Source organism: Pleomorphovibrio marinus (assembly GCF_003347495.1).
In the GTDB taxonomy this organism is placed as follows: domain Bacteria; phylum Bacteroidota; class Bacteroidia; order Cytophagales; family Cyclobacteriaceae; genus Pleomorphovibrio; species Pleomorphovibrio marinus.
This window is the reverse complement of the sequence record NZ_QCXY01000001.1, coordinates 1267931-1283557: the sequence shown is the minus strand read 5'-3', so window position 1 is coordinate 1283557 and position 15627 is coordinate 1267931. Positions and strand designations below refer to the sequence as shown.

Here is a 15627-nt window from a genome sequence, read left to right as displayed (position 1 = left end):
TTGTAAGTCTTCTGATTTTGTAGGATCAAACTGATGGTATTTGTACTTTAGGTAAATTTGCATTAATGAAAAGATTCCCGACTCTATTGAAACGTATTATGATCATATTTTCTGGCATTATCCTCCTGTTGGTATTAGGGGTGATTATGTTTTTACAGCACCCAACATTCGGAAAGGCCCCAAGTGGGGAAAGACTGGCCAGAATCCAACAATCCCCGCAATTCAAAAACGGCAAATTTGAAAATTTTAGCCACACGCCGACATTGACTGAAGGCTTCACCATGACAGGAATCATATACAACCAATTTTTTAAAAGCCATCCCAACACGGAACCGAAGGACATCATCCCATCCATCAAAACCGACCTTCACAATCTGGATCTTCAGGAAAACATCCTTGTCTGGTTTGGGCACTCCTCCTATTTTATGCAAATGGAAGGCAAGAGGTTTTTGGTCGATCCAGTGCTGAGTGGAAATGCATCCCCCGTGCCTGGAAGTATAAAGGCCTTCAAAGGAACCGACCAATATAATGTTACAGATTTTCCGGAAATCGACTATTTGCTAATCAGCCATGACCACTATGACCATTTGGATTATACTTCCATTGTCGCTCTTCGTAACAAAGTGAAGACCGTAGTCTGTGGCCTGGGAGTGGGTTCCCATTTTGAATATTGGGGCTATTCACCAAACGTAATTATAGAAAATGATTGGGACGAAACGTTGGATTTCGATGGTCTGAAAATCCACACGGCAAAGGCGAGGCATTTTTCGGGCAGGGCCCTTTCTAGAAACAATACACTGTGGTTGTCTTATGTATTAGAAACTCCAAAACGGAAAATTTATGTGGGAGGGGACAGTGGCTACGATTCCCATTTGGCTGAAATCGGAAAGATCCACGGGCCCTTTGATCTGGTTATTTTGGATAATGGGCAATATAACGTGGCCTGGAAAGAAATCCATTTTAAGCCCGAGGAAGTGGTGAAGGCTGCCATTGAACTTCAAGCCAAACGCCTCATGCCGGTTCATTCGGCCAAGTTTTCCTTGGCAATGCACCCTTGGGATGAGCCTTTGAAAGAAGTGTACAAATTTAGCAACCAACACAATATACCCTTGCTGACGCCGATAATCGGCGAAAAAGTAAGGCTTGACGATGATACCCAAATATTCAAACCATGGTGGAACGAGGTAAATTAAATTATGGAAAAACTTGACCTTACCAAAAAGTACAAAAGCTATTTCACGGCAAAGCCGTTCCCTGAATTAGTACATATTGAACCCGCACAATACCTATCCATCTGCGGTAAGGGCGAGCCTGGAGGGCGGGCTTTTTCCGAAAGGATAGAAGCGCTGTACACTTCAGCATATACGTTGAAGTTTAGCATGAAAAACAAAGGTCAGGATTTTGTGGTTTCCAAACTCGAGGGGCTTTGGTGGTTTGATGAAATTAACTATCCCAATATGACCATCGATACCGCCCCAGTCGAAGTGCCGAGAAGTGAATGGGAATTTAGGCTTTTGATTAGGTTACCTGATTTTGTAAACGCGGAAGATGTGGAGAGTGCCAAAGAGGCCGCATATGCTAAAAAAGGAAATGAACTTATCAAGGAGGTTGAATTCTTTTCCATGTCAGAAGGTAAATCCATCCAAATGATGCACATAGGGCCCTTTGCTAATGAACCGGAGTCACTTAGACAGATTATGGCATTTTCAGAAAAACACAAATTGGATAGAAACGGGCGGCACCATGAGATCTATTTGTCTGATTTTAGGAAAACAGCACCGGAAAAGCTAAAGACTATCTTGAGGGAGCCGGTAAAATAGTAAATGTGAAAATACAGATGATTGACCTAGGGTCTTGCCATCCGAACAGCTTGGGTATTTTCTTACCTACCTATTCTAAATGCCCCTGTCCAAATAGTGATCAATTACGGGAAAAATTTTTGAACTAAGCTGGATCGATAATTTTTCTAAACTCTGCTTTTGATATTCCTTTTGCAATAGTCTATTATTTCGCTGATCCGCTCTTTCCTGGTTTCTTCCCTTTTCGCTTGATTTAGCCAATACAGGTAATTTTTTCGGTAAGAAGGTGAAAAATTCTGATAATTATGAAATGCGTCAGGATGCATGTTGAAGGCTGCTTCTAAATCCTCCGGAATAATCCCATTTTCTACATGGTCCAAACTATTCCAGCTGCCATTTTCTTTGGCGATTTCAATGGACCTTAAACCACTTTCATGCATCAACCCTTCCGCTATCAGTGTTTCAACATAGGCTTTGTTGATGGCACTCCATACGCTTTTGGGTTTTCGCGGTGTGAAATATTGACGACGCTTTCCATTTCCCAGGCTTTTGGCCGTAGAATCGATCCATCCAAAACATAAGGCCACCTTAACCGCTTCTTCCCATCGCATGGAGGGCATTTCATGACCGACGGTGTACATAATTAAATTAATGCCCGATTCTTTATCGTGGTTATTTTCCAGCCATGTTCTCCATTCCTCTGGATTCTGCAAGTAGATCTCCTTTACTTCACCCTTTTTCATTAGTAAAAGCTAACTTCTGGAAACGCATAACCTATTCATTAAATAATTTGCCCTGATCCACCCTTCATTTCGTCGTTTTTGCACCCTGTAGCATTGAACAGATGGTGGTAATTTTGGAGTAACTTCATTCATATAAAAAAGCAACCAAAAACTATGCTTAAGTAAAGGTGATGAAAAACCAATTTCTATTCGTAAATTTTAACCTACCAACCTGCTTTGATTCCAACTTAAAAATACATCAAAATGGAGAGAAAACAATTTAAAACTGAAATCAGCGCTCCTGTGGAGAAAGTAGTTGATGTCATGCTGGGCCTGACCAATAAAAGCACCTATGAACAATGGACATCCCTGTTCAATCCCACATCAACTTTTGAAGGCAGTTGGGAAAAAGGTGAAAAAATATACTTTATCGGTACAGACGATAAAGGCAACCGGGGTGGCATGGTGGCCCGAATAGCCGAAAATATTCCCAATCAATTTGTTTCCATTCAGCATTATGGGATTTTGGATGGGGACAAGGAATTCACAGAAGGCCCCCAGGTAGAACAATGGGCTGGAGGTCAGGAGAATTACATTTTTGAAGAAATTGGAAAGAAAACCAAAGTTACCGTGGAGGTAGATGTTTCAGACGAACATTCGGATTACTTCGATACCACGTATCCCAAAGCGTTGGAAAAACTTAAGGAGATAGCAGAGGCCCATTAGGGAACAGTTAATCAAATTTGAATTGCAATGGTTATTTTTACCTAATTCCCACATCCCGCCAATACTCACCTGCAAAGAGAAAGCCGACTCCTTTTTTTATATCACATTTTAATTTTTTAAGAATTTCTGAAACACTTTTTCTTTTCCTCTCGTCGTGTATAAAAACTAAAACTATTTTATGAAAAAGTCAATTACCTTATTACCTATGCTTTCAGCAATGTTCCTCTTTTTTTCTTGCCAATCGGACGATATCGACGACCTAAGACAAGACTTTCAAGGGCATTGGAGACTGGAAGAGATTCATAGTTCTTGGACACAGGAGGTGTTAAAAGGCGCAGACATCAACTATGAAGAGTCCTATCATTTCCGTTCTGACGGCAGCTTCGTGAAGGTTAACTCTGAATTGGGCAGGCAGGTTTCCGGGGATTTTGTGCAGGCTCCGGTGGGACCGGGATTTCCTGAGGACCTTGTGCTGCAATTGACGCTAACCTTTAACCCCGACGAATTGGTCGAAGAAGATACACAAACGTTGAGTGGGATGTTGTACGGTGTAGAAGGGCAGGAGGTACTCTACCTAAGGAAGGACGGTTCGCTTACCAACTCGGGGTATGGCATCGCGGATGGAGGGATGTACGTGTTCCGTAGATAGCGTTTGAGTTGAGATAGTGTAGGAGTGACCCATAAGGAAAGAGCTTTCCTTGTGGGATTTTTTATGACATAGACAAAATCAGAAGAAGTCTGAGTAGATCCAAAGTTTGTTTACTATCCCACCACCCTAATTAATTTTACGCTCAATAAATTGAGTTTCCCTCTGTTTGAAATTAAAAAGGTATACCAAAAACAGGAATTATTTTATGATAGGTATTAGGCATCAACAGGGTCTTTTGTTAACCGACGAAATGGTGCAAACATCTTCTAGAAAAACAATGAAGCTGGGGAATAGGTTTAATCCGGTAATACTGTTAATTGTAACCAAAACTCTTCGATTTTTAGAACGGCTTCCATAAACTCTTCCATTTCCAATGGCTTTTTTACATAGCTATTGCAGTAATTTTTGTATGCTTTTTCGATGTCCTTTTGATTGGAGGAAGTAGTGAGCATAATTACCGGTATTTTTTTCAGACTTTCATCTTTCTTGATCTTTACTAAAACCTCAAGACCATTAAAAATAGGGATATTGATGTCCAACAAAATCAAATCAGGTCTTTGAGCATTTGAATACTCCCCCTTTTTGCTTAAAAAGTCTAGGGCTTCCTGGCCATTCCTGGCGACACTTACTTGCGTCTTAAATTTGCTTTCTTCAAAAGCGTCTAGCGTAAGCAAAATGTCTCCTTCGTTGTCTTCTACAAGTAGAATATGCGCCAATTTTAAGTTTTTTGTACTCATTATTATGTTGTTACTTGTTTTTTTCAATCGTAAAATAAAAAGTAGAGCCTTCTCCCAAAGTGGATTCAAGCCAAATTTCCCCGCCCAAAAACTCCACACTCCGCTTGGCAATGGATAAGCCGATGCCCGTGCCGTCGTTCTCACTTCTGTTGTGCAGCCTCTGGAAAATGATAAAGATTTTGTCGAAGAACATTTTGTCAATTCCAATTCCGTTATCTTTTACAGCAAACTCCCACATTGTCTCTTTTTCGCGAGTAGAAATTTCAATACGAGGAGGTACGTTTTCCTTCACGTACTTTAAAGCATTATCAAGTAAACAGTGAACTACCTGGGTTATTGGTGCCCTGTAGGTATGTAGAATAGGTAGTGCATCAAATGTAATAACTGCATTCTTTTCAGCAATTAGTTTTCTTCTCAACTGTGTGTATTCAGATACGATATCATCCAGGCTTACCTCCTCAAGCTGCTCGTTAGGCCTGTTGGCTCTGGAATAAAGCAATAAGTCCAGAATTATCTGCTTCATTCGTTTGGCTCCATCGGTTGCAAAATGAATGTATTGAAGCCCTTTATCATCCAATTTATCAGCATATTTCCGTTTCAATTGATCCATAAAACTGGAAATCATCCGTAGTGGTTCCTGCATATCATGAGAGGTGATAAAGGCGAATTGCTCCAATTCTTCGTTCGATCGCTCCAGTTCTTTTGCGTGGTTTTTAAGGGATTCATTTAGTTGGAACAATTCTTTTTCAAGCTTTTTCTGCTTGGTCAAATCAGTCATTGCACCCACCATACGGGCGGCCTTTCCATTTTTATTTCTAACAATAATTCCCCTGTCAATAATGGACAACTCTTCATCGTTTTCATTAAGTACTCTATACTCCATTTCCCACCGCTCGGATTGAGGATCATTTAGCGCACTTTGGATACTCTCCTTTAATTTCCCCAAATCTTCTGGATGAAAGGCATCTTGCCAAAATTGACTTTTTTTCAATTTCGTAGAAGCGCCATTTCCTAAAATCTTATGGATATTATCAGATCTGTTGAAAACGTCATTTTCTATATCCCAGTCCCAAATGGCATCGTTCGTAGCTTTTGTAACCAATTCAAAGCGTTCGTTGGCTGCCACCAACCGGATATCCGCCGCCTTTCTCAGCGTAATGTCTTTGAAGTATATGGATAAACCGTTTTCTGATGGATAAACCGTCACTTCTACCCAAATGTTCAGGGTGGGATAGTACTCCTCAAAATTCACGGCTTTACCTGTTTCCATAGCCCGGTGGTATTGCCTGTAAAAATCGGTGTCAATGGCATCGGGGAATTCCTTCCATAAGTTTTTGCCTACTATATCTTCTTTTAGCTTACCTAAAATCGTTTCCGCCTGCTTGTTCCAGTAGGTTACTGTCCACTGCTCATCTATTGCAAAAAAAGCATCCCCGATACTTTCCAAAATATTCGTTTTCTCTTCATTGGACTTGGCTAGCAACTCATTAGTAACAAGAATTGCTTTTTCGGCCTCTTTCACATCTGTAACATCAAAGAAATAAATAGAAAAGCCTTCATGGGTGGGATAAATCCTTTCACTGAACCAACGCTGAAAAGGTTCATAATAAAACTCAAACATAACAGCCTTATTGGTTCTTTGAGATTGAAGAAGTTGAAATTCAAATTCAGTACCTCTAATTTCTGGAAACTCTTCATACAAATTCTTACCAAAAATATCACCCTGTTCAATCTGCAAGAGTTTCGCACAACTCTCGTTCATATAAGAAAAGTCAAATTGACTATTAAGAGCATAGAAGTTATCTGAAATACTTTCCAAAATATTACTTCTTTCTCGATAAGCTCTTTCAAGCTCCTGGGCGGCCTTTTTGCGTTCGTCAATGTTTTTAAAATAAGAGGATATACCACCACCGGAAGGGTATGTCGTTGCTTCATACCATGCCCCGTTTCCCGGGTAGAGATATTCAAAGTTTTCAGATTGGCCAGATGAGGCTACACGTCTGTACACCTCCTCCAAGTAAGTCCCTTTGGCAGGTGAGAAAATTTCCCAAATATTTCGGCCGAGAACTTCTTCCGCGCTCTTGTTGAGAAGGTTTTCGGCTTCACGGTTGAAGTAGGTGAAATTCCAATCAGCGTCAACGGCATAAAAGGCATCTGAAATACTATCCAGTATTTCCTTTACCCTAAGCTCATTAGCTTTGGCCGCGTGAATGTCTTGATAACTGCCGTATATTTTTGTGCATTTATTATTTACCCGTTCGCATTTGCCCATACACCGTATCCATTTTTCTTTTCCTGCGGGAGTGTTAATGAGCAGGTCCAGGTCAAATTCCTGCCCGGCTTCTATCAACTGAGCTACGGCCTTTCGAATCTTTTCCTTTTCCTCACCAGAGTAAAATTCAAAGCCGCCCGTCAACGATGGGTCGTAGTTGTCATCTACTTCCAAAATATCACGTGTCATTGGTGACCAGTACATGCTGTCATTCTCCTGATCTGTCAGGTTTAGCTCCCAACTACCGATTTTCGCCATTTCAGAAGCCTGTTCCAGGAGCTCCTCGCTTCTGTATTCCTGGGTTATATCTATAATAAGCGAGTTGAACACCACAGTGCCATCCGGCAAAAAGTTTGGCGAACCATAACCGGCATGAATGCGAAGCTCATTGGTCGGCATGATGTAGCGCCATTGGAGCTTCCAGTCGGACCTGGTCTCTACCGCTTTCTTAATGCTATTCTTGGCCGTGTTAATTTCTCCACCCAATTCAATTTGTTTCCAAACCAGGTTGTTGTCCTCCATCACGCTGTCAGCACCAAAGCCCCAAACTTTCTTAGCGCCATCGGTTACATACTTCAATTCGTCCCTTCCGTCAGGATATAAAAAATACTGAAAGGCTACGCCCGGCAGGTTGTTTGCGAATGATTGCAACCTCAATTCGGATTCTTTTAGATCGGTAATGTCCTGAAAGCTACCAAATAATCTTGTGGCTTTTCCATGTACGAATTCCACATTACCTATTGCCCGTACCCACCTTTCTTTGAGCTTTTTCGTGACAATCACGGCTTCAAAATCAAAACCAACTTCTGTCGTGATACTTTTTTCAATACTGCTATGAACCTGCGCCCTGAAATCTTCACGATAAAAATTAATAGCCGTCTCTAAATTGGGTATAAAAGTACCGGGATCAGTTTCGTGCAGTTGGTGCACTATTTTAGACCAAAAAACGGTATCTTTCTCTAAATCAATTTCCCAGGACCCAATTTTTGCAAGCGATCCGGCCTGGGCATTTAGCTCCCTTAATTGAACCTCCGTTGTAATATTCTTTGCAGAAGCATAAATCAAGCCTTCATGAATAGAAGTATTACCGCTCCAGTTTAGCCAAACAATTTTGCCTTCTTTGGTTATGTACCTGTTTTCAAATTGAAATGTAGTTGCGCCTGCTTCAAGCTTCTTTACTTCGCCGATAGAAACATCCATATCTTCAGGATGGACAAATTCGTCAAAGTAATGGAATAGAATTTCTTCTTCTTTATAACCCAACAATTCACAACCTGCAGGATTTATATTAAGGAATCTACCATTAAAATCTGCAATGCATAGAATATCGGGAATGGCTTGGTACAAGTGCTTGAGATCATCCTCCAATCGCTTCCGGTTGATTTCGGATCCGATAAATTTTTCCAGTCGGCTTAAAACCGGATTGTGTTGCTCCAAATAACCCGGCACCCGTTTGGTTCCAACCAGCAGTATACCCACCAGTTCATCGTTAAAGGTTAGGGGTATACCAATTATAGCTTGCAGCCCAAGTGTGGATGCTCCGCTTTTTCGGATGAAGTTTTTATTGATCTGTTTTGCATCCCAAAGAAGCTGTTTTCCCTGTTTCCATACCTTACCCGGTAACCCTTCATCCTTCTTAAATGAAGTTTCCGTTGGCTCAAGTTCATAGAAATCCTTATTATGGGAGCTGTGGCCTATTAGCTGCATTTGGGTTCGCTCCATATTGGGGCACCAGAGTTCTATCAAATCAAACTTACCAAAGTCATGAAGATTTTCGCAGAGACGGTTGACGGCTGGTATAAGTTCTACTTCATTGTTGAAGCTCAGGCTGATCTGGCTGAGCAATTCTTTTTCTGCTTCCTGTTTTTTCTGCTCGGTGACGTTGCGCTGTACGGAAATCCAATGTGTAAACCATCCTTTTTCATTCGCTACCGGACTCACCGCAAAATTCACCCAGAAAGGCTCTCCGGTTTTTGTATAGTTTAGAACGGTGATCTCTGAAGATTCCCATCGCCTTAGTTTTTCTCCTAACTTCCTTAATTCCTCAGAATTGGAGTCCGGACCTTGCAGGAGTCTTGGATTTTTCCCTATCACCTCATCAGTGGTATATCCTGTCATCTTCGTAAATGCTTCATTTGCATAGACGATTATTGGCCCGGGTTCGTCTAGGGGTTCTGCCTCGGTAATCAAAATTGCATCAGTTGTGCTATTAATGACTTTTTCCAGCAATTTTAACCGCTGATCTTCTTCGATTTTTTCCTTTGAATCTCTGGCTACGCAGTACATCAGTTTTGTTTCAGGGTCCCAGCGGGCAGACCACAAATTATAAGCGATATCCCCGTTTTTCATTCGGTATCGATTGGAGAAAGATTTGAATTCTTTCCCCGCCACAATTTCGGCAGCCACCCAATCTGTTTTTTCCAGGTCCTCCTCTAGAATCAGATCGTTGTATGCCGTTCCAATCAGTTCATCGGGAGCATAGCCCCAATGCACTTCGGAAGCAGCGCTCACAAATACAAACTTTCCGTCCTCACTGATGGTACAGAAAACATCCAATGAAGCATCCATCAGCCGGCTGGCATGATCTTTTTGCCGAATGATCGAAGTGATATCGGTAGAGCGACAGGCCACGGTCAGAATTTCACCACCCTCATCCCGGATGGGCGAGAAGGCAACTTGGCCATATTGCATCTCTTCGGTTGCTGGGTCATAGAAATTTTCCTCTATTTCAAAGCTTTCTCCGGATAACGCCCTTTGGTAATAAGCTTTCCATTTTTCAATATAGCCTTCGCCAAAACCTTCAACGAGAATGGGAGTATCCAGCTTTTTCTCCATTCCCGTTACTTCCTTCATCAAGGTAAGGTAGGCCTTATTGGCGTAGACCAATAAAAGGTTTTTATCCACTTCCCATATAAGGTCTTTGGTCTGGTCGAGAAAAAGGGTGCTATATTGATTTTGTATCATTGGGCGAGTTTAAAGTTACTTATTTATATAGCTTCTGTTTAGGATAACTTGTACTTTGGTTTTGCTATGCTTGTGCAAAATCGGGTCATGCAGTGGAATTCCGCTCTTCAAAGGAAAATCCGGACATGGCTCCCGTAATCCCATGGTCAAAGGTAAAGCTGATGGTAGATTGTGCATCTGTTTCCGATGGAAAAAGTAGAAATAGGGTGATAGGCATGATCAAGGTAAACCAATGCCAGGTATTGTATTTGAGTAGGGTCATGTCAGAAACAAACAGAATGAATGATTGGATAGATGTTTAAAGCTAAGCAAATTAATTTGTTTAGTGATTAGTCTGGTGTTGCAAACGTGGGTTTCTATCAATTTTGGTTCCTAAATTCCGGCCGGGATTAAAGGTGATAGACCTATGGGTTTGCTATCCAAGCTTCCTTTTTTTCTTCATTATTTATCTGTGCAAATTCAATAATACCTCAAAAAACCTATCATACAATTTGGAGGGGGCGTATAAAATAAATCTTGTGTTTTTTTCCTGCTTTTAAAAAAACCGAGGTCAGAAAAAGACCTCAAAGGTTTGTGATCTGCTTTGAATATTCCTGCTGCAATTGACGCTAACCTTTAACCCCGACGAACTGGTCGAAGAAGATACACAAACGTTGAGTGGGATGTTGTACGGTGTAGAAGGGCAGGAGGTACTCTACCTAAGGAAGGACGGTTCACTTACCAACTCGGGGTATGGCATCGCGGATGGAGGAATGTACGTGTTCCGTATATAGCGTTTGAATTGAGATAGTGTTGGAGTGACCCACAAGGAAAAAACTTTCCTTGTGGGTTTTTTTATGATAATGACCATATCAGCAGAAGTCTAAGTAGTTCCAAAGCTTGTTTACTTTCCCACCACCCTAATTAATTTTACGCTCAATAAATTGTGTTTTCCTCTGTTTGAAATTAAAAAGGTATACCAAAAACAGCAATTATTTTATGATAGGTATTAGGCATCAACAGGGTCTTTTGTTAACCGACGAAATGGTGCAAACATCTTCTAGGTCCGGGCACCCCGAAGTTAGCGTCTATGGGACAAGCAGGAGTTCTTACACCGGATCATTAATTGGATATGGCCTAAATACTGACAATTGGAAAAAGTAAATTCACTTGACATTGATATTCGTTCGCCAAATTAAGGTGAAAGTTGTGCCTCAACCCAGATTGTCATGTAGCTACGACAGGGTGGTCAATTTTCCCACGGGCGTATTTGATGGAAGCTTCAATATCTTCTTTTTCCAAATCAGGCAGCTCTTTCAAAATTTGTTCCTGATTGAGCCCAGCTGCTAGCAGATCCAAGACATCGATGACCCTAATTCTCATATTCCTGATACATTGCCTTCCAGCACACTGATCAGGGTTGATGGTTATGTGTTGATTCCACTCTTTCATCAAAACGTACCTGCCCAAACACCCAATCCAACAACCCCTCTGTTTTTTCAAAGGATTCGGAAATGATATGGCCCTCATTAGCAAATTCTGTGTACCGAGGATTTCCACCCGCATTTTCAATGGCGGCAATCATCTTTCTCGAACCTTCAACAGGAACAACCCTGTCCTTGGCACCATGAAATGCCCAGATAGGCACATCCGCAATCTTAGCTGCATGCGTTGGGTTTCCTCCTCCACAGATGGGTACCGCGGCAGCGAACATATCGGGTTGAGAACTGATAAAATGCCAAGAGCCATAGCCCCCCAGTGATTCGCCCATCACGTAGCGCCTGGATTTGTGGATTGGAAACTCGGCTTCTAAGGCCTTGATTGCCTCAAATACCAAATCATCTACTACAGGAATATTCGGAACAAGTCCCCAGCTGGATCCGGGAGGACATTGGGGCACGAATACAAAGGAAGGATATTTTTCCCTGTTCTCTGGTTTTGCCAACAACTGTGCTGTCCAGGATCCATCCACCTGGATCACATTATCGGTTCCGGAACCTGCTCCCCCATGTAGTGCAACCACGATCGGATACATTTTCTCAGGATCCAGATCCAGGGGTTGCATCAACCGGTACCTCAGCGTATCCCCATTCCCGTCCACATAAAAACGGGCATCAAAGGGTTCCGCCAACCGTTGGGCCCGTTGCGGTTGCTGAGCGAACCAAGCTACCGAGTTGGACATTCGGGTACCAAACACCAGAATCAAAAGCAAGGAGATGGCTCCAATTACGCCAAAAAAGCTATTAAAAGCCATTTGAGGAAAATTATCACCAATTACAGGCTTGGCCCCTCGAAGCTCGCTCCAAAAATTCAAAAGCAAGGCGAGAGGAATCAAAAGTCCAATTTGGGTTGCCAATTCATGGTAGCTATCCAGATTTGGTATGCTGTCTGGGAATTGTAAAGTCCAGGCGAAGGTGGAGAAAAGGAAGAAGTCCACTAAAATAATTAATATTCCCCCAATTTTTAACCAAGGACGATCCCCAGCCCGGGTCAACATTAAGCTTAGTCCATAGAAAACCCCCGATCCTACCAACATCAAAAAGGTGAAAGGCAGATAACCTGATGATTCCCTTGTCCAAAGAATGAGAAATACCACAACAGCATGGACGATAGTGGCGATAGTGACCAAGGACAGCGTTATAAATGCATAGCGGTATTTTTTATGATGGAAATACTTCAGCAGGAGGATATTGAATAAAATTGACATGACGTTTAAAAGTAAAAACCAGGGCACAAAAGATTCCAGCCCATAAATTCTTGCCCCCATTTGAGAATAAAAAAAGGCCTGTATCAGTCCTGCCAGCACTATTAGGCCACTAAAGAATACGGCATTTTTGTAAGAGGTCTGGTCCATTGCTGCTTCATTAAGGTTTACTGCTTTGAATAAAATGGCTGAATAATAGGTATAATATAAGGGGTTATCCATATAATACCAAATTATAATTTAACAATAAGTAGTACATGCAATGTATGGATGGGGAAATATACCGAAGTGCTGGCTTTTTTGTCCTTTCCCTTTAACCACTTGATTTTGTGACCTCAACCCTGCAATCCTGGAGAGCAGCACCACCACCAAGGTCTGATAAGCCGTCATTTGTCAAAGCATTGGATGTTGCGTTTCCTTTTACAAGGGAGGGCCAGTAACCATGGGGCATAAGGACCACTCCGGGACGTACCCGGTCTTTTATCCTTGCTCTCAACACCACAGACCCGTTCTGATTTTGAGCTATTACCTCGTCACCATCGGAGATATTGCGGCTTTGGGCATCCTCACTACTCATGTCAAGGGTGGGGAGCCCTTCTGTCTCCATAAGGTGTTTAACGTTGCCATGGGAGGAGTTGTGGAAACCTTTGGTGGCTTTAACGGTAAGGAGATGAAATGGGTATTTTCCCACGTTTTCTGCAGAAACCGTTTTGTAAACGGGTAAGGCTTGGCCTGAATCTTCCAGAGAGGCGCTGTAGAACTCACATTTGCCCGAACTTGTACCAAAATTGCCGGCGGCATGGGGTATATATGGTTCTGGAATCTTAAGCCTTGCCCATCCATTTTTTTTCAAATAGTCAAAGGTGATGCCTTCCATGTAAGGATGATCCGTATCGAAAAATGATTTGGCGATTTCAATGTCCGACTCATCGAAACACGCATCGTTAAAACCGTATTCCTTTGCCAACAACCTAAAAAATTCACTATTTGGCTTGGCTTCTCCCATAGGTTCGATGGCCGGCTGATTAAGGTTCAAATATACCTGTCCCCAAGAATCAGCAACATCCCAGTGTTCCAGTTGAGTGGTGGCGGGGAAGATATAATCGGCATATTTGGCCGTATCTGTAACGAAATGTTCCACCACCACCGTAAGCAGGTCCTCTCTTTTCAGCCCCTCACGAATAAGGTTCTGGTTCGGTATGGTTACCACCGGATTTGCATTGAACACAAATAATGTTTTTATCTGCGGGTTTAGATCCGGGTCGTTCAGCAAAGTACCCAACTGGACCATGTTCATCCATCTGGTTTCATTTTCGGCAAGTTCGGTATACATATCGAGCCGTTCATAGTTTACCGCTTTGCCAAAGAGCTCATAGGTAAAGTGCATCAGACCACCTCCATGATCCCGCCAGGCGCCGGTAAGGGAGGGAAGCATGCCCACAGACCTAAAAGCATCACCACCATTGGAGTTGTGCTCCATACCTATCAGGTAACGGATCAAGGAAGGTTTAGCCGTTGCGTATTCCCGCGCAAAATCAATAACAATCTGTTCTTCAATCCCACAAATCGCTGCTACGGTAAAAGGATCGTATTCCTGTACATGCACTTTCAAGGCATCATAGCCCAGCGTATACTTTTCTATGTACGCATCATCGGTGAGTCCCTCCTTGATGATAACATGCATCATGCCAAGGGCCAAGGCAACATCGGTTCCAGGCATTAACTGGATGTGTTGGTCTGCCTCCATGGCTGTTGCGGATCTGAATGGGTCTATAACTATGATTTTGGCCCCCCGGTTTCTGGCCTCCAGTACAAATGGCCATAAATGTACATTGGAATGTTTGGTATTGGTACCCCAAAGGATGATGAAGCGGCTATGAAGAATGTCCTCAGGCAGAATTCCCATTACCTGACCGTTTGCCACCTTGTTTCCTGCAATAGCAGGGGCACCACAGATAGTTTCGGCTAAATTAGTGGCTCCCAGCTTTGTGAAAAAACGCTGGCTCATAGCTGCCTTTTGAATAAGGCCCTGGGTGCCCATGTACCCAAAGGGAAGAACCGATTCCCCTCCATGCGTATCCACGGAAGATTTTAATTTTTGGGCGACTTCCTTTAAGGCCTGTTCCCAGCTGATTTTTTCGAATCCTCCTTCACCTTTTATACCTGTTCTTTTCAATGGGGTTAAAATACGATCAGGATGGAAAGTGATATCCTGCGGGAAGGTTTCCATTTTATCACATAATTTACCGGCAGTGAATGGGTTGTCCTTATCCCCACCAAAATCCCTGATTTCACCATTCTCTACCGTCACCTTCCAGCTACATGAATCCGGACAATCATGGTAACATGCACCATGAACGGTTTTTGCATTGGACTTGGTACAACTTGGAGAAGCCAATAAAGAGAGGGGTAATCCCTGAGCCAATTGAACACCCGTATAGCCCTGTATGCCCAGACCAATAAATTTGCGTCGTGAAAATTTTTTAGGCTTTTCGGACATAATTTTAATTGTTTGTTGTCTACCAAAGGTCTGGCCAACGCAGGGTCAGAAAGCAGTAAAAGGCTGAACAGGAAGCCAATAGATATATTAATGTAGATAAAAAAGTTGACAGTTACAATTATTGCATCCGCTTCTCATTTTTCTATCCCCTTTATGGAGAAGGTTAAGAAGACATGGAGGGCTGTGAAATAATTGAATTTTAATCGCCTTGCGATAAAATGCATAAACTATCCGCAATTGCCTCAACAGAATGTGTTACTTCAATCGGTATTTCTACTTCGTCATATTGCATAAGTTCTATGACTCTATTTTCCTCTTTGTAAATTACACCACCTTCCAACACAGTCAATTTTGATGAAATGTGTGCTTTATGTTCTTTTAAAATCATCCCTTTCTTGAACCCCATGATAAGCACTTTAAAACCAGTTCCGTGATGAAGGGACTTTGCAATCGGATGTTTAGCCGCTTCCAGTTCCTTTTTTATTTCTTTTATGGTCATTTTTTTGTGTTTTTAGTTAAACAGTCTGGGCAATCCTTCGAAATAACTGCCTGTTTGATTTCAACCCTCTGATTGA

13 protein-coding genes are annotated in these 15627 nt (G+C 42.2%); 5 read left to right on the top strand and 8 right to left on the bottom strand.

Annotated features, from left to right (window positions below; all coding sequences use genetic code 11):
* Positions 1-65: 65 nt before the first annotated feature.
* Together DB520_RS05275 and DB520_RS05270 are read left to right on the top strand one after the other, a co-directional pair.
* On the top strand, positions 66-1193 hold the full coding sequence (locus DB520_RS05275) for an MBL fold metallo-hydrolase (RefSeq protein ID WP_114748555.1): 1128 nt from the start codon (positions 66-68) through the stop codon (positions 1191-1193).
* 3 nt (positions 1194-1196) lie between these two features.
* Positions 1197-1820: a GyrI-like domain-containing protein gene (locus DB520_RS05270; protein ID WP_114748554.1), complete on the top strand. Its 624-nt coding sequence runs from the start codon at positions 1197-1199 to the stop codon at positions 1818-1820.
* Positions 1821-1966: 146 nt separating this feature from the next.
* Here the strand turns inward: DB520_RS05270 and DB520_RS05265 are convergent, their stop codons facing one another.
* Positions 1967-2542, bottom strand: coding sequence for a YdeI/OmpD-associated family protein (locus DB520_RS05265; RefSeq protein ID WP_114748553.1), 576 nt, complete (start codon positions 2540-2542; stop codon positions 1967-1969).
* 243 nt (positions 2543-2785) lie between these two features.
* Here DB520_RS05265 and DB520_RS05260 point away from each other — a divergent pair, with 243 nt between their 5' ends.
* Complete coding sequence (locus tag DB520_RS05260) at positions 2786-3247, top strand: SRPBCC family protein (protein WP_114748552.1); 462 nt, start codon at positions 2786-2788, stop codon at positions 3245-3247.
* Between the two features lie 178 nt (positions 3248-3425).
* Positions 3426-3896 carry a hypothetical protein gene (locus DB520_RS05255; protein WP_114748551.1) on the top strand — a complete coding sequence of 157 codons (471 nt, stop codon included), beginning with the start codon at positions 3426-3428 and terminating at the stop codon, positions 3894-3896.
* A 296-nt stretch (positions 3897-4192) separates the two neighbouring features.
* Here the strand turns inward: DB520_RS05255 and DB520_RS05250 are convergent, their stop codons facing one another.
* From DB520_RS05250 to DB520_RS26510, 3 genes are all read right to left on the bottom strand, one after another.
* Positions 4193-4633, bottom strand: a complete 441-nt coding sequence (locus DB520_RS05250; RefSeq protein WP_114748550.1) for a response regulator — start codon at positions 4631-4633, stop codon at positions 4193-4195.
* Between the two features lie 10 nt (positions 4634-4643).
* Positions 4644-9869, bottom strand: a complete 5226-nt coding sequence (locus DB520_RS05245) for a PAS domain S-box protein (RefSeq protein ID WP_114748549.1) — start codon at positions 9867-9869, stop codon at positions 4644-4646.
* A gap of 85 nt (positions 9870-9954) precedes the next feature.
* Complete coding sequence (locus DB520_RS26510; protein WP_157971940.1) at positions 9955-10131, bottom strand: hypothetical protein; 177 nt, start codon at positions 10129-10131, stop codon at positions 9955-9957.
* A gap of 340 nt (positions 10132-10471) precedes the next feature.
* On the opposite strand from DB520_RS26510, the gene DB520_RS26505 reads away from it, so the two are divergent.
* Entirely contained in the window at positions 10472-10642 is a 171-nt protein-coding gene (locus DB520_RS26505; RefSeq protein WP_157971939.1) for a hypothetical protein, read from the top strand.
* Between the two features lie 433 nt (positions 10643-11075).
* Here the strand turns inward: DB520_RS26505 and DB520_RS05240 are convergent, their stop codons facing one another.
* The 4 genes from DB520_RS05240 to DB520_RS05225 all read right to left on the bottom strand — a co-directional run bounded on the left by DB520_RS05240 (position 11076) and on the right by DB520_RS05225 (position 15551).
* Positions 11076-11231 (bottom strand): DUF433 domain-containing protein, encoded by a 156-nt coding sequence (locus tag DB520_RS05240; protein WP_232834851.1) that lies wholly within the window; start codon positions 11229-11231, stop codon positions 11076-11078.
* Positions 11232-11262: 31 nt separating this feature from the next.
* A complete protein-coding gene (locus tag DB520_RS05235; RefSeq protein WP_114748547.1) occupies positions 11263-12774 on the bottom strand; it encodes a carboxylesterase family protein in 1512 nt (503 codons plus the stop codon).
* Positions 12775-12865: 91 nt separating this feature from the next.
* Positions 12866-15052, bottom strand: a complete 2187-nt coding sequence (locus tag DB520_RS05230) for a molybdopterin-containing oxidoreductase family protein (RefSeq protein ID WP_114748546.1) — start codon at positions 15050-15052, stop codon at positions 12866-12868.
* A gap of 199 nt (positions 15053-15251) precedes the next feature.
* Entirely contained in the window at positions 15252-15551 is a 300-nt protein-coding gene (locus DB520_RS05225) for a cupin domain-containing protein (protein WP_114748545.1), read from the bottom strand.
* Positions 15552-15627 lie beyond the last annotated feature (76 nt).